This is a genomic window from Amycolatopsis sp. La24, assembly GCF_029087445.1.
Lineage (GTDB): Bacteria > Actinomycetota > Actinomycetes > Mycobacteriales > Pseudonocardiaceae > Amycolatopsis > Amycolatopsis nivea.
On the sequence record NZ_JARACH010000002.1, the window covers coordinates 227,510 to 246,742 of the forward strand.

The following is a 19,233-nucleotide window of genomic DNA, read 5'->3' on the forward strand; positions in this document are numbered from 1 at the left end:
CCCGGCCGAAAGCGAATCAGGTGCCCTCGGTGATGTCAGTCTCGGCCAGTCCGGTACGGAGCTTTTTCAGCGTCGCCGCGAGCAGCCGCGACACCTGCATCTGGGAAACCCCGACACGGCGCGCGATGTCCGACTGGCTCATCCCGGACCCGAACCGCAATGCCACGATCTTGCGCTCGCGCTCGGGCAGACTGTCCAGCATCGGCCGCAGCGCCTCGCGCAGTTCGGCTTGGCCGAGGTTCGCGTCCGGCGCGCCGAAGCGCGTGTGCGCGGAGTTCTCCAGCAGGTTGTCCAGCGAGGCCCCGTAACGGCCTTGACCGGCCCGCAGGCCTTCGTAGACGTCCTCGATCGGCACGCCGAGATGCCGCGCGATCTCACTGGGCTTCGGCGCGCGCGAAAGCCGCACGGTCAATTCCTCGCGGGCGGCCGAGATCGTCGCGTTGAGTTCCTTGAGCCGTCTCGGCACCCGGACCGACCAGCTGTTGTCGCGGAAGTGGTGGCGCAGTTCGCCGGAGATCGTCGGCACCGCGAAGGCGAGGAAATCGGTGCCCTGCGCCGGGTCGTAGCGGTCCACGGCGTGGATCAGCCCGACGGTCGCGATCTGCACGAGGTCGTCCATCGCCTCGTCGCGGTTGCGGAATTTCCGGGCGAGATTGCGCGCCAGTTCGAGATGCTCGCGCACCAGCTGGTCCCGGATCTCCTCGCGGCGCGGCGCGTGCTCGGGCAGCTGCGTCAGCTCGTGGAACAGTGCTGCCACGTCGGTGGGCTTGTCGCCGCCGGCGGGGTTCGTCACGAGCTGGCCGCCTCACTCTCCCGGACCAGTTGCACCCGGGAGAGGTACCGGCCGTCGGCCGGGGTCACGGTGCGCCGCGCGGAGGTCGCGAGCGCGGTCAGCAGCTGCCAGGACAGACCGGTCTCGTCGCCGTGCTCGGCCCGGTCGGAGACCACCGACACAGTGACCTCGATCCGGCCCTCGAGCCAGGAGAACACGCAGGTCAGCTTGCCGTCGGCGGCCGAGGGCAACAGCATCGAACAGGCCTCGTCCACGGCCATCCGCAGGTCCTCGACCGCGTCCAGGTCGAAGTCCTGGCGCATCGCGATGTCGGCGACGATGGTGCGCAGGGTGGGCACCACGTGCGGGATAGCCGCCGTCCGCACCTCGATGAGCTGTGCGTCCTCGCGCTCGAGCGGGGCGTTCTCCTCCACGTGCTGTCCTCTCTCCGGCGTGCCACGCCAGTCTTTCGTGCCCGATCTGCCACATGCCCGGGGGGTGAGCAAACCAAACCCGCGTTTGACCGCCGCGACCGGCGGGCATGTAGCCGTCGAGTGTGCTGATCCCGGGAAAGGTGGGGACGACATGGCTGACGTGAGCCGACTGCCCAACGTGGTGGCCGAGGAGTGGGAGTGGCAGCTTCAAGGCTCGTGCCGCGGAGCGGACAGCAGCCTGTTCTTCCATACCGACAATGAGCGCGGTTCCGCGCGCGAGCGCCGCGAGTCCCGTGCCAAGGCGATCTGCCACACCTGCCCGGTGCTGGCCCAGTGCCGCAAGCACGCGATGACCGTCGAAGAGCCGTACGGGATCTGGGGCGGGCTCGGCGAGATCGAGCGCCGCGAGCTCTTCATGCGCGAACGGCGAGCGAAGCGCAAGACGGTGTCCGCCTGAGCTGACCGACCCCCGCGACCCGCGCGCCCACCTGCGGCGCGCGGGGTGCTGTGCGTCCGCCGTCGCCCGCGCGCCAAGGGTGTTGCCATGTGCCGACGCGGACTCAGTCACCCACTGGGTTAGGGTTGGGTCTCCAGATGCTTGGGACCGTGACACGGTTGCCTCTTGAGACAACAGGCGCGTACCGGCGCAGGAGCAGCGCCTGACGAGGAGAAACTGCATGCCCGCAGCCGACCAGAACGCCACTCCGCCCGGATTCGGCATCACGCTGGACACCGCGGCCGCCGAGCCGAGGGTCGTGGTCACGGGTGAGCTCGATCTGCTCACCAGCCCGCAGCTGCAGGAAGCTCTTGCCGGATTGATCGCGGACAAGAATTCCCGTCGCGTGGTGGCCGACCTCACCGGGGTGACCTTCTTCGACTCATCGGCGCTGAACGTCGTCCTGCACGCCCAGCGGCAGGCCGGGGAGCAGGACGTCGAACTCGAGGTCGTGCCGAGCCCGGCGGTCAGCCGGGTGATCGAGCTCACCGGCGTGGCCGAACACCTGAGCGTGTCGGAGGAACCTCCGGCCTGATCTCCCGATACGGTCGCGCGGACTCTGAAATGGTCCGCGACCTGGGGGATAACCATCATGATGGGGCGCACACACGCCCTGACCGGCTGGTGCGCGGGGCTCGCCCTCGCGCCCGCGGTCGGCGTCGGCTCGGTGCACCAGGCGGTGGTCTTCGCGGCCACCACGGCCGGCTTCGCGTTGCTGCCGGACCTGGACCATCCCAGCGCCAGCGCGACCCGGCTGTTCGGCTGGCTGACCGGCGCGCTGTCGTGGCTGCTGCGCCGGGTGTCTGCAGCTGTATACGCCCTGACGAAGGGCCCTCGCGACGAAAAGGTGACCGGCACGCACCGGCACCTGTCGCACACCCTCTTGTTCGCTGTCGCCCTCGGCGCGGCTACCTCCGCCGGCTGTACCGCCGGCGGGGCTTGGGCCGTGCTGGGCGTCTTGCTCTTCGGCTTGCTGCTCGCGGTCGCGGCTCTGGGCGATTGGCTGCTGCTGCCCTATGGCGGAGCGGTGGCCTGGTGGTACTTCACCGCGCCGGATGACCGGGTAGCTCAGCTGGCTGACATCTCCGGCTGGCTCGGCGTGGCCGTCGCGGCCGGCTGTTTCGTGCACTGTCTCGGCGATTCGCTCACCGAGTCGGGCTGCCCGTTCCTGTTCCCGCTGCCGATCGCGGGGGAGACCTGGTACGAACTCCGCCCGCCGAAACCGCTGCGGCTGCACACCGGGAAGAAGGTGGAGACGCGGCTGGTGTTCCCGGTGTTCGCGCTGGTGGGGATCTTGCTGGTGCCGGGGGTGTGGGACTGGACGGTCGCCACGGTGGAGCACCTGTTCACGCCATCGGCTTCGCAGACCGCGACTCAGTAAGACTCACCGGACGGCGCGCTGATACCGATCCCCGAGCGCACGCACGGCCTCGACGAGTTCGGGCGGTTCCGTCACCGTGAAGTCGACCCCGAGCGAACCGAGATGAACCGCAAGAGTCTCGACGCTGTCCGCACCCGTATCCAGCACGCAACGGTTGTCGTCAAGCGGCGTGACAGCGCCGATCGCGGGATTGATCCGCTCGGCCAGCGTGTCCGCGGACACCTGCGCCACGACTCGCGCCCGGTACCGCCACGCGGCTGAGGACACGCCCCGGCGGACTTGGTCGACGGCCTCTTCGGGGAGGTCGCGGGGCGGGAACCGGGGCCCGGCCGGGGTGCGCGGGCTGATCCGGTCCACCCGGAAGGTCCGCCAGTCGTCCCGTGCGGTGTCGAACGCGACGAGGTACCACCGGCGGCCCCAGTTGACCAGCCGGTACGGCTCCACGTCTCGCCTGCTCTCGGTGCCGTCGTGGCCGAGGTAGTCGAAGCGCACGCGTTCGTGGTCGCGGCAGGCGGCGGTGAGGGTGCTGAGGACGCCCGCGTCCACCCGCGGGCCGAGGTCGTCCCGGGGCACCGCGACGGCGTAGCGCTGGATGGCGTCGACGCGCCGCCGAAGCCGGGCGGGCAGGACTTTCTCCAGCTTGGCCAGCGCGCGCAGCGAAGTCTCCTCGACGCCGGTGATCGTGCCTCCGGCAGCGGTGCGCAGCCCGATCGCCACCGCGACCGCTTCCTCGTCGTCGAGCAGCAGCGGCGGCAGCGCGGCCCCGGCCCCGAGCCGGTAGCCGCCGACCGAACCGCGGCTGCCGTGCACCGGATAGCCGAGGGTGCGCAGGCGTTCCACGTCGTTGCGGATGGTGCGGGGACTGACCGACAGCCGTTCGGCCAGTTCGCCTCCGGTCCATTCGCGGGGCGTCTGGAGCAGCGAGAGCAAGCGCAGCAACCGCGCCGAGGTTTCCAGCATTTTTTCAGTATCCCTCGCGAATAGGAACGTAGCTTGCCTAATCGGCTCCTACGGTGGGGACAAGTCGGAAAACGGAACCGCACGGAGGAACCACGCATGTATCTCGTCATCGGAGCCACCGCCCACTTCGGACGTCAGGCAGTGGAAGAACTGGTCGCCGCGGGTGCGCCGGTGCGGGCGCTGACCCGCGCCCCGGAGCGGGCCGGACTCCCGGAAGGGGTCGACGTGGTCCGCGCAGATCTGACCAAGCCCGAGACTCTGCCGCCGGCGCTGGCCGGGGTGGAAGCCGCGTTCCTGGTCCTCCAGTACGGGATGGACGTCGCTCCGCTGCTCGCGGCCGCGGTCAAGGCCGGGGTGCGGCGGCTGGTGCTGCTGTCCTCCGGAGCGGTCGTTCCCGGCGCCGAACACCAGCCTGACGTGATCGCCCAGTACCACCGTGACGTGGAGCGGGCCGTCGAGGAGACCGGCATCGAGTGGACGTTCCTGCGGCTGTTGTTCCCCGCCATCAACTCGCTGACGTTCGCGATGCAGCTTCCGCACGGCGACGTCATCCGCGTGCCGTATGCCGAAGCGGCGTTCAGCGCCGTGCACGAACGGGACGTCGCGGAGGTCGCCGCGCGGATCCTGACCGGCGGCGGGCACGCCGGGCAGGCCTACGATCTGACCGGCCCGGACTCGCTGACCCAGGCGGACCAGGTTCGCGTCCTCGGCGAGGCGCTGGGGCGTCCGCTCGTTGTCGAAGACCTCGACCCGGAACCAGTCCGGGAGCAGATGAGCCAGTTCATGGACCCGGAATTCCTGGCCGCCCTGTTCGACCTCATGGCACAGACGGTCGGCAAACCCGCACCGGTCAACGACATCGTCGAGCAGATCACCGGGCACCCGGCCCGCACCTACGCCCAGTGGGCCGCGGATCACCGAGCCGACTTCAGCAACTGATCGACAACCGGAAGGACCGCACCATGACGCTCGGGCGGCGAACGCTGGGACGCGCTCTGCTGGCTCGTCAGTGGCTGCTGGAACGGGCCGACGCGACCGTCGAGGAGGCGGTCGCGCGGCTGGTCGGCATGCAAGCGCAGGCGCCGTACGCGCCTTACTTCGGGCTCTGGAGCCGGATCCGGGCGTTCCGCACCGCCGACCTGGCGGACGCGCTGACCGAACGCCGGCTGGTGCGGGTGGCCCTGATGCGCAGCACCGTTCACCTGGTCACTGTGGCGGACTATCGCGCCTTGCGTCCGTGGTCGCAAGACGCGCTCGACCGCGAACTCGACACCGCGTTCAAGGCGCCGCTGGCAGGGGTGGACCGCGCGGCCGTGGCGGAGTCGGGCCGGGCGTTGCTTCGCGCCCGGCCGCTTACCCCCAAGGAACTCCGGGCGGCATTGCACGAACAGTGGCCTGACCGCGAGCCGCACGCGCTCGCCACCGTCGTGCGCAACCTCGTGCCGCTGGTGCAAGTGCCGCCGCGGGCGGTCTGGGGCATCGGCGGCGCCACCCGGTACGCGGCGGCGGCCGACTGGACCGGAACCGAACCGGCCTCCGCCGCCGATGCCGAACAGATCGTGCTGCGCTACCTCGCCGCCTTCGGCCCGGCCTCGGCCGCCGACGTGCAGACCTGGGCAGGCCGAACCCGGCTGCGTCCGGTCCTGGAAAGCTTGCGGCCGCGGCTGGCGGTCTTCCGGGACGAAGGCGGGACGGAGCTGTTCGACCTGCCGGACGCACCCCGCCCCGCCGCCGACGCTCCGGCGCCGGTCCGCTTCCTGCCGGAGTACGACAACCTGCTGGCCTCGCACGCCGACCGCACCCGGGTGATCTCCGCCGAAGACCGCAAACGCGTCATGACCGGCAACGGGATGCGCGCCACTTTCCTGGTGGACGGTCAGGTCGCCGGAGCGTGGAAGCTCCGGCAGGACAAGACGTCCGCGACGCTGGAGATCGAGCCGTTCCGGCCGCTGACCGCCGCCGAACGCACCGAGGTCGAGACCGAAGGTTCGCTCCTGCTGAAGTTCGCGGCTCCTGACGCGGACCACGACGTCCGCGGGATTACTCCTCGAACCTAGGTGCGCCCGAGTAGTCGCGGGAGTGCACGATCCGGCCGTCGCGCACCGTCAGCACCATCGCGTACGTCGACACATACGGCTTGCCCTCGTACTCGCCGTGCAGGTCGTACTCCGCCAGCAGCACCTCCGGATCGCTGGTCTCGTGCACCACGACCCGGTCCGCCTTAGTGATCCGGCGGCGCTCTCCTGCCTCGTGAAAGCGTTTGCGCAACTCCTCCCGGTCGCGCGTCACCTTCGGCACCCCGGCCGGCGCGAACGGGATTTCGATCACGACGTCGTCGGAGTACAGGTCGGCGAGATCGTCCCAGCGGTTGTCGACAGCCGCGTCGAGGAAACGCTGGAAGACCTCCTTCGTCCCGTGCAACGCGGTCGCCGCGCCGTGGTTCGGATAGTCGCGGTACCGGGTGACCTCGCCGTCCCGCACGGTCAGCAGCCCGGCGGACGACGGGAGCCGGTAGCTGTGCCCGGTGTGCGGGTTGCGGCCCTCGGCGACGAGCTCGACGGCGAACCCGTCCGCCGTCTCCGTGGTCGTGACCTCGACTTTCTCCAGGCCGATCCGGGCCGCGACGGCGCTGCCCGCGCCGAGCGTGGCCAGCACTGCGTCCCGTCCGGCCGAGCGGTGGCCGGTGAACGGGATTTCGTAGACGGCGTCCTCGGCGAGAACGTCGGCGAGCGGCGCGGCGTCGAAGGCGCTCAGCGCGTTCGCGACGATCTCGGCCACTTCGGACACGGTGCGGGGCATCGGAAACCTCACTCGGGAAGACGGGGGATAATCGGAACGGGGCACCCGCTTACGACGATACGGAGCCGATACTCCGGTTGTCAACGAGGGGCTGGAGATCTGAGACACGGTCGGCAGCGGCGCAGATCGTTCCAAGGAAGAATCGGACGACCGCACCACTTTGAGAGCAGAGGAGACAGCCGGTGGAGAAGCCTGCGCTCCGCGCGGACGCGCGCCGGAACCGCGCCCGTGTGCTGGCTGCCGCCGAAGCAGCGTTCGCCGTCGACGGGCTTTCGGTGCCCCTCGACGACATCGCGCGGCTGGCTGGCGTCGGCGCGGGCACTGTCTACCGGCATTTCCCCAGCAAGGAAGCGCTGTTCCAGGCCGTCGTCGTGGAACGGCTGGAGCAGTACGGCGTCGAGGCGCAGGAGTTGATCGACTCCGACGCGCCCGGCGAAGCGTTCTACGACTACTTCACGCGCGTCATCGAGCAGGCGTCGCGTAACCGCGCGATCTGCGAAGCGCTCGGTGAGACCAGCGGTTCCGCGTACAAGGCCGAAGCAGCGGAGCGGTTTCGCGTGAACCTCACTGCGCTTCTGGAACGCGCGCAAGCCGCGGGCGCTGTACGCACGGACATCGACGGCGAAGACCTGCGCGCGCTCATCGTCGGCGCGCTCGCGGTGGAGCGGTTTACGCCAGACAGCCGACACCTGGTGCGCGTACTGCTGGACGGTCTGCGCAAGGTCTAGCGGCGACCGGTGCGCAGGTGGATGCGCTCGCCGGACTTGCTGAAGAGGCTGAGGATTTCGACGTCGCCCTTGCCGGCGGCGCCGAACCAATGCGGGATGTGGCAGTCGAATTCGGCTGCTTCGCCGGGACCCATGATGAAGTCGTGATCGCTCAAGCGCACGCGTAGGCGTCCGCGCAGAACGTAGAGCCATTCGTGCCCGTCGTGGGTGCGCAGGTGGGGTTCTTCGTCGTGCGCCGGGATGAGCTGTTTGTAGGCGCGGATTTCTCCCTGGTGCCGGGACAACGCGATCAGCACGCGCCCGTCCTTCTTCGCGGGTTGCTGCGGCACGCGCGGGTCGACGATCCGCGGCGCGGTGACGATCTCGTCGAACGGAACGCCCAGCGCAGCGGTGATCGGCAACAGCAGTTCGAGACTCGGTTTGCGCTGCCCGGATTCCAGTCGGGACAACGTGCTGGTCGAGATGCCGGTGGCTCGCGCGAGGTCGGCGAGGCTGACGCCCTGTTTGTCCCGAGCCTGTCGCAGCCGTGGCGCGATCTGCTCGAGCACGCTGTCGACGGTGGGCTGGTCGCTCATGCGGCGCAGTCAACCAATGCGTCCCGGAAACAGCAACGTTTCTTGCCGCTTCCGATCCTGGTCGCGGAAGTTGTCCCCATGGATCCGACAACCTCTGCCACCGCCGACAGTGTGCGCGCCGACTCGAGCGGCAGCCGACTTCCTGTCGGCGTGTACCTGCTCGCCTTCAGTCTGTTCGCGATGGGCAGCGCGGAGTTTCTCCTGGCGGGCGTGCTGCCCGCGGTGGCTGACGATCTCCAGGTTTCGCTGTCCTCCGCCGGATTTCTCATCACCGCGTTCGCGCTGGGGGTCGTCCTCGGCGGGCCGCCGTTCGCCGTGCTCAGCCTGCGCTGGCCCCGTCGCGCCGCGCTGATCGCGACCCAAGGGGTGTTCGCGGTGAGCGTCGCCGCCGGATTGCTGGGCGACTACCAGGTTTTGCTGGTGAGCCGGGTCGTCTCGGGCGTCGCGTACGCGGGCTTCTTCGCCGTCGCGTCGGTGACCGCGATCAGCCTCGTCACCCCGGACCGCAACGCCCGCGCCTCCGGCGTCGTGGTCAGCGGCCTGAGCGTGGCCATGGTCGCGGGCGGACCGGCAGGCACCTTGCTCAGCCACTTCACCCAGTGGCGCGGCGGATTCTGGGCTGTCGTGGCACAGACGCTCGCCGGAGTCGTCGCGTGCTCGCTCGGGATCCCCGCGGCGACCCGGTCGACGGCACGACCAAGCGTGTCGCGAGAGCTCGCCACGATCCGTAAACCGCGGCTCTGGGGCATTTTCGGGATCACGATCCTGACGACGGCGGCGTACATGATCACGTTCAACTACCTCTCCGCCATGCTCGCCGAGATCACCGGCGTCCCCACGGTCTGGATTCCCGCGGTGCTCGCGCTTTTCGGCATCGGTGCCTTCGTCGGCCTCTCCATCGGCGGACGCATCTCCGACCGGCGACCCCACGCCGCGCTTCTCGCCGGAGCCGTCGCGATCGTGCTGCTTTCGGTCGTCCTGATCTTCGCGATCCATCACACGTGGGCGGTGCTGCCCACTGTTTTCCTGCTCGGGATAGCGGCTTTCGTGCTGAATCCCGCGATCTACGGCCGGGTCTTCGCGATCGCCGCCGACGCCCCGACACTCGCTGGGGCGACCACGGTTTCGGCTTTCCAACTGGGGATCAGTGCTACTCCGATCCTGGCGGCCGCCGCGCTGACCCAAGGCACGGCCCTCACGTGGGTCAGCCTCATCGGAGCCGTGCTAGCCGCGCTTGCTGTCCCGCTAATCGTTCTTGACCGCACTCTCGGCGATCGGCAGATCGCGCATCTTGCGAAGCGGCGAAGCAATGAGAATCGCTGACGCGGCAAGGATTCCGATGCCGCACACGTACAGCGTGACCCGGGTTGTGGTGAGTTCCGCGATCAAGCCGCCGAGCAGACTGCCGAGCGGGGCGATGCCGAAAACGACCGTCTGCGACACCGACGAGACCCGGCCCAGCAGTTCGTGCGGGGTGATCGCCTGCCGGAAGCTCGTCTCGAACACGCCGAGCACGATGATCCCGAAACTTGACCCGAAACCGCCCGCCACCCACCAGGCGAGGCCCCAGCCTTGGGTCGCGAAAGCGTTGCACAGGAACGAAACGCTGTACACCGCGGCACCGAAATACAACGCCCGCGCGGCACCGAAGCGAGCGCCGAGCCGTCGCGCGACTCCGCTCGCGAACAGGGCACCGAACAGAGAGATCGTGCCGAGCAAGCCGATCATGAACGGTGCGACGCGCAGGTCGCGGACCATGAACACCATCGACACCGCCATGAACATCGACTGGAACAGGCTCGACGCGGCACCGTGCAGGGCGATCGCCCGCAGGAGCGGATTGCGCAGAACTGTCCGCAGCCCTTCGCCGATTTCGCGGCGAAGGTTCCGCTCAGCGGGCTCGGGCCGCACATCCGGTGTGCGAATTCGGCGCAGCCACGCGGCGGACCACAGGTAAGTCACGGCGTCGACCGCCATCGCGCCCGCGCCGCCGATGAACTGCACGATCATCCCGCCGAGCCCCGGCCCGGCGATCGCGGCGACGGACAGGTTCGTCTGCAGCCGGGCGTTCGCGGCGGGCAGTTCGCGGCGTTCGACGAGGTTCGGCAGGTAGGTCTGGTGCGCGACGTTGAAGAAAACCGTGAACCCGCCGGCCAGCAGCACGACGACGTACAGATGGCCCAGCGTCAGCGACCCGAACACCGCGGCAAGCGGCACCGAGCCGATGAGCACCGCGCGGGCGAGGTCGGCGGTGATCAGCACCGGCCGGTTGCGCATCCGGTCGCACCACGCGCCCGCCTGCAGTCCGAGCAGCAGGTACGGGAGCGTGCTCAGCGTCCGCAGCAGCGAAACCTGGGCCACGGACGCGGCGAGCGTGGTGGTCGCCAATAGAGGGATCACGAGGAAGTCGATGCGGTTGCCGACCTGGCTGAGGCCGTCGGCGAGCCAGAGCCGCCGGAAGTCCGGCGAGCGGAGAATCCCCCTCATAAGGCCAGTGTGACATAAGTTGAGTCGAGATATATCAAGTTGCACACTGCGTAACGGCACCTATGATCAACGCGACGAACCCTCGTAGCCGAGTGACCGTGCGGCGAGGAGGTGCCGGATGTCGGACACCGCTCCCACCTGGGGTTATGTCGTCGTGACCGGTCTCGCCGGACTGGCAGGCGGACTGCTGGTCGCCGCGCTGCTGGTCGCCGGTCGCACTCCGCGTCCGGCCGGAGAGTCGTCGCCGCCCACCCCGCCGCCCGTGCAGCAGGTGACGGTCACGGTGACCGGCCTCCCTCTGCCGCCGATCACCGTGACCCACCGCCCGCCGGCACCCCCGGCCCCGCCACCGCGCACGACCACGGCGACGGTGTCGGTTACCCCGACCCCGTCGAGCCCGTCGGCACCCCCGCCGACCACGCTGGGCCCGACCAGCGGGTTCGTCCGCGACGAACGCTGACCTCAGCCGACGTCGCGCCGTCGCCAGCCGGTCAGCCCCACCGCGAGCACCACCGCCGAGACCGCCAGCAACACCACCAGCGGTACCGCGGTGAACACCGCGCCGGGCACCTTCGGCGGATGCTGGAACGGCGAGACGTCCAGCAGCACCTGCGGCGCGTTGACGACCGGCCCGAACATGCTGATCAGCAACGCCAGCGCCGCCACGCCCCACGCGGCGGTCGCCAGTTTCGGCAGCAGCCCGAAGATCAGCGCGGCCACCGCGACGATCACCCACGCCGCGGGCACCTGCACCGCGACGGCCGCGACCATGTTCCCGACCGAGCGGCCGACGTCACCGCCGCGCAGCCCGTTCGACAGCCCGAGCAGCACGCCGCCGACGAGCACGAGCAACGCGCTGCCGAGGAACGCGAACACGAGGTGGCTCGCGGCCCAGCGCAGCCGTCCGACCCGCGTGGCCAGCAGCGGTTCGAGCCGGATCGAGGTTTCCTCGGTGCGCATCCGCAGCGTCGCCTGCACGCCGTAGAGCGAGGCGAGCATCGCGAACAGGCTCACCATCGTCGCGAGGAAAGCGTCGACCAGTCCGTGCGATCCGCCGAGCCGTTCGAAGATCTGCCTGCTCTGCTCGGTGCCGCCGACAAGTCCGGAAATGCCCTGCGCGATCGTCCCGAACAACGCACCGCCGACCGCGAGCCCGACCAGCCAGCCGAACAACGGACCCCGTTGCAGCCGCCAGGCCAGCGAAAACGGCGACCGCAGCGACGGCGCGGCCTCGCTCGGCCCAAGCCGAGGCGGAAGCAGACCGACGCCGACGTCACGACGCGGCAGCAGCGCGTAGGCCACGACAAACAGCACGAGCGTGGTCGCGACCGGCAAAATCAAGACCCACCAACGTTCTTCGGCGAACGGCCGGATCTGCTGCGCCCAGCCGAGCGGCGACAGCCATGACAGCCAATGCGCGTCGGTGGTCGAATCACCCGCGCCACGCAACAGAAACGCGACGCCGAGCACGGCCGTACCGATGCCATTCGCGGTGCGCGAGTACTCGCCGAGCTGCGCGGCGACCGCGGCGACGCCGGTGAAAACCAGCCCAGCAAGCGCAGTGCTCGCGCCGAGCGCGACGGAACCCGCCGCGGGAACCTTCGCCGCCAGCGTGACCGCTTGCAGCACCCCGATCAGCACGCTCGCCCCGCCGGTCACCGCGAGCGCGGCGGTGAGCGGCGCGTACCGACCGACCACAGTGGACGCGAGCAGTTCGGCGCGGCCGGTGTCCTCCTCCGCGCGGGTGTGCCGGGTCAGCGTGAAGACCGCCATCAGGGCGGTCAGCAGCGCCAGGAACCCGCCCATCCGCCAGGCGATGAACCCGCCCGCCGTGCCGAGGTTGAACGCTGGGCCGTAGAGCAGCGCGAACGACGGGTTCGCGGCGGCCGACGCGACGAGTCCGGCCCGGCTCGCGGCGGTCGGATAGAACTGGTCGTAGCTGCTGATCGTGGCCACCGGGATGAGGCTGAGCAGGACGATCCAGATCGGCAGGATGATCCGGTCGCGGCGCAGGGCGAGCCGGATCAGCGGCCCGGTGCCGTTGAGCGCGCCGCTCATTTCCCGGCCTCGAGTTCGTCCGCGTAGTGGCGCAGGAAGAGTTCCTCGAGGGTCGGCGGCCTGCTCTCCAGGCTGCGCACGCCGACCTCGGTCATCTGGCGCAGTGCGTCCTCGAGCGAGCGCGTCTCGACGTCGAAGCGGACGCGGTTGCCTTCGACCTTCAAGTCATGCACGTCGGAAAGCCTGGCCAGGCCGTTCGGCGGTCCGCACAGCTCCGCGGTGATCGACGTGCGGGTGAGATGGCGCAGTTCGGCGAGCGTGCCGGACTCGACCGTGCGCCCGTTGCGGATGATGCTCACCTTGTCGCACAAGGCTTCCACCTCGGCGAGGATGTGGCTGGACAGCAAAACGGTGCGGCCTTGCGCGCGTTCCTCCTGGATGACCTCCTGGAAGGTAGCCTCCATCAACGGGTCGAGGCCCGAGGTCGGCTCGTCGAGCAGCAGCAAGTCCACAGTGGACGCGAGCGCGGCGACGATGGCGACCTTCTGCCGGTTGCCCTTCGAGTACGTGCGGCCCTTCTTGCGCGGGTCGAGGTCGAAGCGCTCGACGAGTTCCTCGCGGCGCTTCTGGTCGAGCCCGCCGCGCAGCCTGCCGAGGAGGTCGATGACCTCGCCGCCGGACAGGTTGGGCCAGAGGTTGACGTCGCCGGGCACGTAGGCGAGCCGGTGGTGCAGGCTCGCCGCGTCGCGCCACGGGTCGCCGCCGAGCAGCCGGACCTCGCCGGCGTCGGCGCGCAGCAGTCCGAGCAGGACCCGGATCGTGGTGGACTTCCCGGCGCCGTTCGGGCCGAGGAATCCGTGTACTTCCCCCGCGGGAACCTGAAGATCAAGGCCGTCAAGGGCCTTCACCCGGCCGAATGCCTTGTGCAGGCCGGAGATCGCAATGGCGTTTCCCATGGTCGGGAAGCTACACTCTTTTCATGAAGTTGTGAAGTTAAGAAAACGTCTGGACCGAGTGATCGTCCAGGCACTCGTGGGAGAGGATGGACGGATGACGACGCCTGAGACGAAGAGAGACGAAGACGCCGTCCGCCGATACGTCGAAAGCCTCGGGCTGGTGATGTCCCAGATCGGCATGCAGCGCATGCCAGCGCGAGTGTTCGCGGCGCTGATGACGACCGACTCGGGGCAGCTGACGGCTGCCGAACTGGCGGAGCAGCTGTCGGTGAGCCCGGCCGCGATCTCCGGTGCGGTGCGGTATCTGGACCAGATCGGCCTGGTGCGGAAAGTGCGCGAGCCCGGCGAGCGCCGCGACCACTACCAGCTTTACGACGACCTCTGGTACGCGACTTTCCTCAAACGCGACCGCTTCCTGATCATGTGGCGCGACGCGGCCACCGAAGGCATCGACGCGCTAGGCCCGGACACTCCCGCTGGCAAACGGCTGGCCGAGATGCGGGACTTCCTGGCGTTCATGCTGGTCGAGGTCAACAACCTGTACGACCGGTGGCACGAACTGCGGAAGAACCGCGACTAGCCGAGCTTCTCCAGGGTCGCGGCGAGCCGCTGGGCGAGGTCTGGCCGCGGCGGGCGTTCCTCGAAGGACGCGAGGAACGCCTCCTGGAAACAAGCCCCGAGCAGCAGCCGGGCCGCGGCCTCGACGTCGAGATCGGCGCGCAGCCTGCCCAGCTTGACCTCGGCGGCGAGATAGCCGGCGACGTGCTGGGTCGGCAGGTCGGGGCCGTTTTCGAGGCTGTCCCGGTGGGCGCGGAGCAGGTCGCGCGAGGAGAAGATCGAGATGGAGATCGGGAAGCTCGCGCAGTAGAAGGCCAGTGCCGTGGTGGTCAACTCGGCGAGATTGTCGCTGAGATCGGCCTTCTCCGGATGTTCGGTGAGCCTCGCCGCCGTGGTGACCAGGTCGGGCAACTCCTCTTTCAGCACCGCGAGGAAGAGCGCCGTCTTGTCGCGGAAGTGCTTGTACAGCAAGGCTTCCGAGTAGCCAGAGGCCTGCGCGATCGCCTTGGTCGTGGCGTGCGCGTACCCCTGCTCCCGCATGACCGTCGCTGCCGCGGCGACGATCTCCTCGCGGCTTCCCATGCGTGCTCCCTGAGGGTCTTCTCAGTGTGGTGGGTGTTCACTTACCCTAGCCGGTAAGTGTTTACTCACCCCCCTCCTTGGAGGCCTCTTATGAAGATCACCGTCCTGGGCGCGAGCGGCCGAATCGGCGGCCTGACGGTGCGGGAAGCGCTGGCCCGCGGATGGCACGTCACCGCCGTCGTCCGCGACCCCGCGCGGTTGACCGTCCCCGCACACCCCCGATTGGACGTCGCGGTTCACTCCCTGACCGACCCCAGCCTGGCCGACGCGGTAACCGGCCGTGACGCCGTCGTCCTGGCCCTAGGCCCCGCAGACCTCAAGCCGACAACCGTCAACTCCGACGGCACCCGCTCCGTGGTCACCGCCCTGCGCGGCTCCCAGACGAGGTTCGTGGTGGTGAGCGCATCCGGCCTGCCCGGGGACGGCGACAGCCTGTTCTCGAAGCTGCTGGTGAAGCCGCTGCTGGGTGCGGTGCTGCGCAACGGATACGCCGACCTGCAACGAATGGAGTCGATCCTGCACGGTGCCCCAGACGTGCGATGGACGATCGTGCGCCCGACGAGGCTGACGAACAAGCCCGCCCGGGAGCAGGTGCGCAGCGAGGTGGGCCGGGACGTGCGGAGGCGGTTCCAGATCCCGCGAGCGAACGTGGCGCGCTTCTTGCTGGACGCGGCTGAGGATGACGCTCTGGTGGGGAAGACGGTGTCTATCGCGCAGTGACGGGCCTGTCTGCAGTTGCCGACACCTGCGGCGGGCTCGCTCGCAGATGCTGCCGTGCATGGCGGGCTTGTCCTCGGCCCTGCCGCCCGCGAAAGGGTTGTCCGCCACCCCTGCGGCCCCGCGGCGGAATTTCCCGAAGCCCTTGCCGCCCCGTGTCTGATGGTTCTGTCTGCAGGTGCAGACATGCTGCTGGCGGAGGGTTTCCCCAAACTATCCCCAGGGTTGTCCACAACTCACATCCCCTGTGGACAACTCCCCTCGCGCACCCGGATCTGTCGTAGCCCCTCGTTACTGTCGGAGGCATGGCAGTTCTTCGGCTGTTCCTCCTTTTCCTGATGGCACCCGTGCTTGTCGCGCAGGCGGTGCGGGTGCGTCGGGCGACTCCGCGGCTTCCCGGGGCCACGGGTCCGATCGAGGGCGCTCTCGGCACCGGGCGTCCGTTGCGGCTCACCGTCATCGGCGAATCGACGGTGGACGGCGTCGGCGCGCTCACCCACGCCGACGCGCTCACCGGCCAGCTCGCGGTGGGGCTCGCCCGCGCGTACCCGGACCGGGAGGTGCTGTGGCACGCGCTGGGCATCACCGGCGCGTCGGCGCGGGTAGTGCTCGACGAGCTGGTTCCGCGCGTGCAGGAGGCGGACGTCGTGGTGGTCGTCCTCGGCGTGAACGACACCCTGGAGCTGCACTCGGCCGCGCGGTACCGGCGGGATCTGCTGTCGATCATCGTCGAGGTGCGGCGAAGGGTCGGCGACATCCCGGTCGTTCTCGCGGGCGTGCCCCCGCTGGCGAGTTTCCCGTCCTTGCCCCGGCCGCTCCGGGACTTGCTGGGCGCGCGGTCGGTCGCGCTCGACCAGGCGGCGCGAGGGCTGACCCGGCTTCCCGGGGTCACGCACATCCCGTTGGCGCCGGGATTGCTCCGTCCGGGAATGTTCGCTGCTGACCGTTTCCACCCTGGCCCGATCGGTTACCGCGCCTGGGCCGCCGCGCTCTCGGAGGGGTTACCGATCGTCACTGACGGTTGGCATCCGGGGGAGGTGGGACGGCCATCCTGACCGGCAGGTTCACAAAAATCCCAAAAACTTTGGCGCTCCGTGTATCTAGGCGCACCCTGGATGCGTCCTATGGGGCGAACCAAGGAAAGGGAGGGCCACATGCCTGCGGATCAGAAGGACGAGCGGCAGCCGGGAACCACCGTTCCGCCCGTCAAGACGAGCCCCGCGCCGGGGGCGAACCGGGGAGTGCAGCCGGACGGCAACCACGAACCGCTCGACGACACCGGCACTGCCAAGTAGCCAAACGGGCGGCGCCCGGGAGCCGAGGGGGCTGCCGGACGTCGTCGGCCGGAGGGGTTCGGGGAGGAATCCCCTCTGGCGGAGCCCGAAAGGGGGAGCGGGCTCCCCTGGGGGCGGGAAGCACCGGTCGGCGCAGGCGAACAGCTCACGCCGGCCGGTGCGCACCCGCACGAACGCACGCGCCCGGCGACCTGCTCGGCACAAGGGGGCGAGCAGGCCGCCGACGAGTGCGAAGCGACTGACGCACGTGACGACAGGGACTGGTCACACCGCCGGTCCGGTTCAGCTCGGCCCGGGTCTGGGGGACCCGGCCCCGGCCGGACGGGTTCGGAGGGGACCCGACCAGCCGCCGAGCCCACCGGACCAGCGGCAACGACCAGCTCTGAGCGAACCGGCTCGCGAGCTGGCGCGGTTAGACGGGTTCGGGGAGGGCCTGTCCGGCTAGCGGGTTGCGCGAGTTGGTTCGGGCGGGACCGGCGGATTGGCGAGGCCGGACAGGTCCGGATGGATTGCCCGGTTGGCGGGTTCGCGGTCCGGCGGGACCGGCGGATTGGCGCGGCGGGACGGTCCGGGAGGACTTCTCCGGCTGGCTGGCTCCACGGGCTGGAGTGGGACTGACGGATTGGCTTGCCTGTCCGGCTGAGCGGACTTCGGGGAGGGGTTCGCGAGGTCGGCGGGTGTGCGAGCTGGTCCGGCTGGGGGTCGGCTCGCGGTTCGGTCCGGTCAGACGGGTTCGGGGAGGAACCCGCCTGACCGGACCGAACCGGTGAGCTGGCCTGAATCGGCTGGGCGGGGAGGGATCCGCTCGATCGACAGGCAAGACGGACCGGACGGATCCAGGGGAGGGATCGCGTCCGGACTGACAAAACAGCTTCCGGGCTGGGTGCGGACGGGCGGATTCAGGGGAGGGATCCGTCTGGCCGCACCGGTCCGGCGGGGCGCGATGGGTCGTTGGGGGACTCATCGGGTCCGGTGGAGCTGTCGGGACACGGCCGTGCTGGAGGGGGAGCCCGGCCGGTCGTGTCCCGGCACCCCGCCGAACTGGGTACCGCTTGACCTGCGCAAACCCACAACCGAACAGCACCAAAACCGCACCACCAGCCGCCCGATCGGCTTCGTGAAAAAAACTCACCCGGAAAAAGTCAGAGATTGATGTATCCCAGAGCCAGCTGTTTGCTCCTCAACCAAGAGCCCACCCACGGGGCACACACCGTGCCCCTGGACACCATCCGCACCACCGAAAGAGCGCGCACCATTCACGATCGATCCGGTACCCGACCGGAGAGGCGACCCGCGACGGGCCCGGACGTGCCGACACGACCGGAGGCTTGCTCGCCCAGGTCGGCCCACCTCCGGAGTGAGGCAGCTACGGTGACCGACGTGCACACCACCGAGGTAGACCCGCCCTGGGAAGGCTTGACCGGCGCCGACTTGCACGCCGCGTGCATGGAAGCGGCGCGGGGCGGCGATCGGCGCGCCATGGCGAAACTCGTCGACGAGCTGACGCCGCTCGTGTGGCACGTCGCGCGCGCCAACGGGCTCGACCGGCAAGTGGCCGAGGACGTGGTCCAGACCGTGTGGCTCGCTCTGTTCAGCCAGCTCGCGAAGCTGCGCGACCCCCGTGCGCTCGCTGCCTGGCTGATCACCACGACTCGCCGGGAGGCAACCCGTCCTTACGGCAGGCGCGCCCAGCCGGTGCCGCTGTCGGACGAGGTCGCCGCGACGCTGGAAAGCGATCATCCCGCGCCTGAGGAGGAAGCCGTCCGCGCCGACCGGGACCGCCGGGTCTGGCGCGCCTTCCTCCGGCTGCCCGCACGCTGCCAGGAGCTGCTGCGGCTGACCGTTCTCGCCGGCCGCGCCGAGTACCGGGCGGTGGCCGAGGCTATGCAGATGCCGCGCGGCAGCGTCGGGCCCACCAGGGGCCGCTGCCTCGACTCGATGCGCGATCTGCTCGCAGGAGAAGGGGGTGCCCGGTGAGCGACAACATCGGCAGGCCGGGACACGGCCACGCGGTTCCGGACGACGAGGCCATCCTGGCAGACATCGGCCGGTTCCTCGACGAACTCGACCCGCCGCCGGACGATCTGGTGCAGCGGGTCCAGTTCGCGCTCGAGCTCGAGAACCTCGACGTCGAGGTCGCGCGCTGGGAACGGCTCGACGAACTGGCCGGCGTGCGCAGCACGGCGACCGGCACCATCACGTTCACCGTCAGCGACCTGACCGTGATGATCAACCTGACCAAAATCGGGAAGGTGCACCGGATCGACGGCTGGCTCGCGCCCGCGGGCGAGTACGACGTGGAGGTCCGCGTCGCCGATCACGGCACGTTCGCGACGGCGACCGACGAGGGCGGCCGGTTCGTGCTCGAACGCGTCCCCTGCGGAACCACGCAAATCCTCGTGCACCTCGGCGCGGGCCCGCACCGCCGCACCGTCGTCACGCCGACCGTCGTGCTCTGAGAAACCCGGACGGGCGTTATGGAGAGTGGCGGAGGT

Annotated in this window: 23 protein-coding genes; 14 read left to right on the forward strand and 9 right to left on the reverse strand. The window is 69.6% G+C overall.

Annotated features, from left to right (window positions below; genetic code table 11):
- Positions 1–16: 16 nt before the first annotated feature.
- Both PUT80_RS04695 and PUT80_RS04700 read right to left on the reverse strand, forming a co-directional pair.
- Positions 17–793 (reverse strand): SigB/SigF/SigG family RNA polymerase sigma factor, encoded by a 777-nt coding sequence (locus tag PUT80_RS04695; RefSeq protein ID WP_037807274.1) that lies wholly within the window; start codon positions 791–793, stop codon positions 17–19.
- Complete coding sequence (locus PUT80_RS04700; protein ID WP_037807276.1) at positions 790–1,206, reverse strand: anti-sigma factor; 417 nt, start codon at positions 1,204–1,206, stop codon at positions 790–792. The genes PUT80_RS04695 and PUT80_RS04700 overlap by 4 nt, the downstream gene beginning before the upstream one ends.
- A 151-nt stretch (positions 1,207–1,357) precedes the next feature.
- Between PUT80_RS04700 and PUT80_RS04705 the strand changes: the two genes are divergently transcribed.
- From PUT80_RS04705 to PUT80_RS04715, 3 genes are all read left to right on the forward strand, one after another.
- Positions 1,358–1,663, forward strand: coding sequence for a WhiB family transcriptional regulator (locus PUT80_RS04705; protein ID WP_009086013.1), 306 nt, complete (start codon positions 1,358–1,360; stop codon positions 1,661–1,663).
- Positions 1,664–1,883: 220 nt separating this feature from the next.
- Positions 1,884–2,237, forward strand: coding sequence for an STAS domain-containing protein (locus PUT80_RS04710; protein ID WP_009086015.1), 354 nt, complete (start codon positions 1,884–1,886; stop codon positions 2,235–2,237).
- Positions 2,238–2,297: 60 nt separating this feature from the next.
- Positions 2,298–3,083 (forward strand): metal-dependent hydrolase, encoded by a 786-nt coding sequence (locus tag PUT80_RS04715; RefSeq protein ID WP_037807679.1) that lies wholly within the window; start codon positions 2,298–2,300, stop codon positions 3,081–3,083.
- Positions 3,084–3,086: 3 nt separating this feature from the next.
- On the opposite strand, the gene PUT80_RS04720 is transcribed toward PUT80_RS04715, so the two are convergent.
- Positions 3,087–4,043 carry a YafY family protein gene (locus PUT80_RS04720; RefSeq protein WP_037807278.1) on the reverse strand — a complete coding sequence of 319 codons (957 nt, stop codon included), beginning with the start codon at positions 4,041–4,043 and terminating at the stop codon, positions 3,087–3,089.
- Between the two features lie 96 nt (positions 4,044–4,139).
- On the opposite strand from PUT80_RS04720, the gene PUT80_RS04725 reads away from it, so the two are divergent.
- Positions 4,140–4,982: an NAD(P)H-binding protein gene (locus tag PUT80_RS04725; RefSeq protein WP_037807280.1), complete on the forward strand. Its 843-nt coding sequence runs from the start codon at positions 4,140–4,142 to the stop codon at positions 4,980–4,982.
- A gap of 23 nt (positions 4,983–5,005) precedes the next feature.
- Positions 5,006–6,100, forward strand: coding sequence for a winged helix DNA-binding domain-containing protein (locus PUT80_RS04730; RefSeq protein ID WP_275291204.1), 1,095 nt, complete (start codon positions 5,006–5,008; stop codon positions 6,098–6,100).
- On the opposite strand, the gene PUT80_RS04735 is transcribed toward PUT80_RS04730, so the two are convergent.
- The gene (locus PUT80_RS04735; RefSeq protein WP_037807283.1) at positions 6,084–6,842 is read right to left on the reverse strand and encodes a nuclear transport factor 2 family protein; all 759 of its coding nucleotides are present in this window, start codon (positions 6,840–6,842) and stop codon (positions 6,084–6,086) included. The genes PUT80_RS04730 and PUT80_RS04735 overlap by 17 nt on opposite strands.
- Before the next feature lie 182 nt (positions 6,843–7,024).
- Here PUT80_RS04735 and PUT80_RS04740 point away from each other — a divergent pair, with 182 nt between their 5' ends.
- Complete coding sequence (locus PUT80_RS04740) at positions 7,025–7,570, forward strand: TetR/AcrR family transcriptional regulator (protein WP_037807285.1); 546 nt, start codon at positions 7,025–7,027, stop codon at positions 7,568–7,570.
- Here PUT80_RS04740 and PUT80_RS04745 read toward each other — a convergent pair.
- Positions 7,567–8,145 (reverse strand): XRE family transcriptional regulator, encoded by a 579-nt coding sequence (locus tag PUT80_RS04745; RefSeq protein ID WP_037807286.1) that lies wholly within the window; start codon positions 8,143–8,145, stop codon positions 7,567–7,569. The two genes, PUT80_RS04740 and PUT80_RS04745, sit on opposite strands and share 4 nt — an antisense overlap.
- A gap of 78 nt (positions 8,146–8,223) precedes the next feature.
- Here PUT80_RS04745 and PUT80_RS04750 point away from each other — a divergent pair, with 78 nt between their 5' ends.
- A complete protein-coding gene (locus tag PUT80_RS04750) occupies positions 8,224–9,468 on the forward strand; it encodes an MFS transporter (protein WP_275291205.1) in 1,245 nt (414 codons plus the stop codon).
- Here PUT80_RS04750 and PUT80_RS04755 read toward each other — a convergent pair.
- Positions 9,391–10,632 (reverse strand): MFS transporter, encoded by a 1,242-nt coding sequence (locus PUT80_RS04755; protein WP_275291206.1) that lies wholly within the window; start codon positions 10,630–10,632, stop codon positions 9,391–9,393. The two genes, PUT80_RS04750 and PUT80_RS04755, sit on opposite strands and share 78 nt — an antisense overlap.
- 118 nt (positions 10,633–10,750) lie before the next feature.
- On the opposite strand from PUT80_RS04755, the gene PUT80_RS04760 reads away from it, so the two are divergent.
- Positions 10,751–11,092 carry a hypothetical protein gene (locus PUT80_RS04760; RefSeq protein ID WP_037807288.1) on the forward strand — a complete coding sequence of 114 codons (342 nt, stop codon included), beginning with the start codon at positions 10,751–10,753 and terminating at the stop codon, positions 11,090–11,092.
- Between the two features lie 2 nt (positions 11,093–11,094).
- On the opposite strand, the gene PUT80_RS04765 is transcribed toward PUT80_RS04760, so the two are convergent.
- The gene (locus PUT80_RS04765; RefSeq protein WP_275291207.1) at positions 11,095–12,690 is read right to left on the reverse strand and encodes an ABC transporter permease; all 1,596 of its coding nucleotides are present in this window, start codon (positions 12,688–12,690) and stop codon (positions 11,095–11,097) included.
- Positions 12,687–13,586 (reverse strand): ABC transporter ATP-binding protein, encoded by a 900-nt coding sequence (locus PUT80_RS04770; RefSeq protein WP_043837696.1) that lies wholly within the window; start codon positions 13,584–13,586, stop codon positions 12,687–12,689. Before PUT80_RS04770 ends, PUT80_RS04765 begins: the two co-directional genes overlap by 4 nt.
- 94 nt (positions 13,587–13,680) lie before the next feature.
- On the opposite strand from PUT80_RS04770, the gene PUT80_RS04775 reads away from it, so the two are divergent.
- Entirely contained in the window at positions 13,681–14,166 is a 486-nt protein-coding gene (locus tag PUT80_RS04775; RefSeq protein WP_275291208.1) for a MarR family transcriptional regulator, read from the forward strand.
- Here PUT80_RS04775 and PUT80_RS04780 read toward each other — a convergent pair.
- Entirely contained in the window at positions 14,163–14,726 is a 564-nt protein-coding gene (locus PUT80_RS04780) for a TetR/AcrR family transcriptional regulator (RefSeq protein WP_275291209.1), read from the reverse strand. The genes PUT80_RS04775 and PUT80_RS04780 overlap by 4 nt on opposite strands.
- Before the next feature lie 90 nt (positions 14,727–14,816).
- Here PUT80_RS04780 and PUT80_RS04785 point away from each other — a divergent pair, with 90 nt between their 5' ends.
- The 5 genes from PUT80_RS04785 (at position 14,817) to PUT80_RS04805 (ending at position 19,197) form a co-directional block, all read left to right on the forward strand.
- Positions 14,817–15,446, forward strand: coding sequence for an NAD(P)H-binding protein (locus PUT80_RS04785; RefSeq protein WP_275291210.1), 630 nt, complete (start codon positions 14,817–14,819; stop codon positions 15,444–15,446).
- A gap of 302 nt (positions 15,447–15,748) precedes the next feature.
- The gene (locus tag PUT80_RS04790; RefSeq protein WP_051728596.1) at positions 15,749–16,498 is read left to right on the forward strand and encodes an SGNH/GDSL hydrolase family protein; all 750 of its coding nucleotides are present in this window, start codon (positions 15,749–15,751) and stop codon (positions 16,496–16,498) included.
- Positions 16,499–16,597: 99 nt separating this feature from the next.
- On the forward strand, positions 16,598–16,738 hold the full coding sequence (locus PUT80_RS04795) for a hypothetical protein (RefSeq protein ID WP_158242475.1): 141 nt from the start codon (positions 16,598–16,600) through the stop codon (positions 16,736–16,738).
- A gap of 1,371 nt (positions 16,739–18,109) precedes the next feature.
- Entirely contained in the window at positions 18,110–18,715 is a 606-nt protein-coding gene (locus tag PUT80_RS04800) for a sigma-70 family RNA polymerase sigma factor (protein ID WP_009071544.1), read from the forward strand.
- Entirely contained in the window at positions 18,712–19,197 is a 486-nt protein-coding gene (locus PUT80_RS04805; protein ID WP_037807307.1) for a hypothetical protein, read from the forward strand. Before PUT80_RS04800 ends, PUT80_RS04805 begins: the two co-directional genes overlap by 4 nt.
- Positions 19,198–19,233 lie beyond the last annotated feature (36 nt).

Coding starts and splice junctions, on each gene's coding strand:
- PUT80_RS04705 (WP_009086013.1), top strand. CDS start 1,358: ATGGCTGACGTGAGCCGACTGCCCAACGTGGTGGCCGAGGAGTGGGAG.
- PUT80_RS04795 (WP_158242475.1), top strand. CDS start 16,598: ATGCCTGCGGATCAGAAGGACGAGCGGCAGCCGGGAACCACCGTTCCG.
- PUT80_RS04750 (WP_275291205.1), top strand. CDS start 8,224: ATGGATCCGACAACCTCTGCCACCGCCGACAGTGTGCGCGCCGACTCG.
- PUT80_RS04715 (WP_037807679.1), top strand. CDS start 2,298: ATGGGGCGCACACACGCCCTGACCGGCTGGTGCGCGGGGCTCGCCCTC.
- PUT80_RS04725 (WP_037807280.1), top strand. CDS start 4,140: ATGTATCTCGTCATCGGAGCCACCGCCCACTTCGGACGTCAGGCAGTG.
- PUT80_RS04765 (WP_275291207.1), bottom strand. CDS start 12,690: ATGAGCGGCGCGCTCAACGGCACCGGGCCGCTGATCCGGCTCGCCCTG.
- PUT80_RS04760 (WP_037807288.1), top strand. CDS start 10,751: ATGTCGGACACCGCTCCCACCTGGGGTTATGTCGTCGTGACCGGTCTC.
- PUT80_RS04770 (WP_043837696.1), bottom strand. CDS start 13,586: ATGGGAAACGCCATTGCGATCTCCGGCCTGCACAAGGCATTCGGCCGG.
- PUT80_RS04790 (WP_051728596.1), top strand. CDS start 15,749: ATGGCAGTTCTTCGGCTGTTCCTCCTTTTCCTGATGGCACCCGTGCTT.
- PUT80_RS04780 (WP_275291209.1), bottom strand. CDS start 14,726: ATGGGAAGCCGCGAGGAGATCGTCGCCGCGGCAGCGACGGTCATGCGG.
- PUT80_RS04755 (WP_275291206.1), bottom strand. CDS start 10,632: ATGAGGGGGATTCTCCGCTCGCCGGACTTCCGGCGGCTCTGGCTCGCC.
- PUT80_RS04720 (WP_037807278.1), bottom strand. CDS start 4,043: ATGCTGGAAACCTCGGCGCGGTTGCTGCGCTTGCTCTCGCTGCTCCAG.
- PUT80_RS04785 (WP_275291210.1), top strand. CDS start 14,817: ATGAAGATCACCGTCCTGGGCGCGAGCGGCCGAATCGGCGGCCTGACG.
- PUT80_RS04735 (WP_037807283.1), bottom strand. CDS start 6,842: ATGCCCCGCACCGTGTCCGAAGTGGCCGAGATCGTCGCGAACGCGCTG.
- PUT80_RS04710 (WP_009086015.1), top strand. CDS start 1,884: ATGCCCGCAGCCGACCAGAACGCCACTCCGCCCGGATTCGGCATCACG.
- PUT80_RS04775 (WP_275291208.1), top strand. CDS start 13,681: ATGACGACGCCTGAGACGAAGAGAGACGAAGACGCCGTCCGCCGATAC.
- PUT80_RS04730 (WP_275291204.1), top strand. CDS start 5,006: ATGACGCTCGGGCGGCGAACGCTGGGACGCGCTCTGCTGGCTCGTCAG.
- PUT80_RS04745 (WP_037807286.1), bottom strand. CDS start 8,145: ATGAGCGACCAGCCCACCGTCGACAGCGTGCTCGAGCAGATCGCGCCA.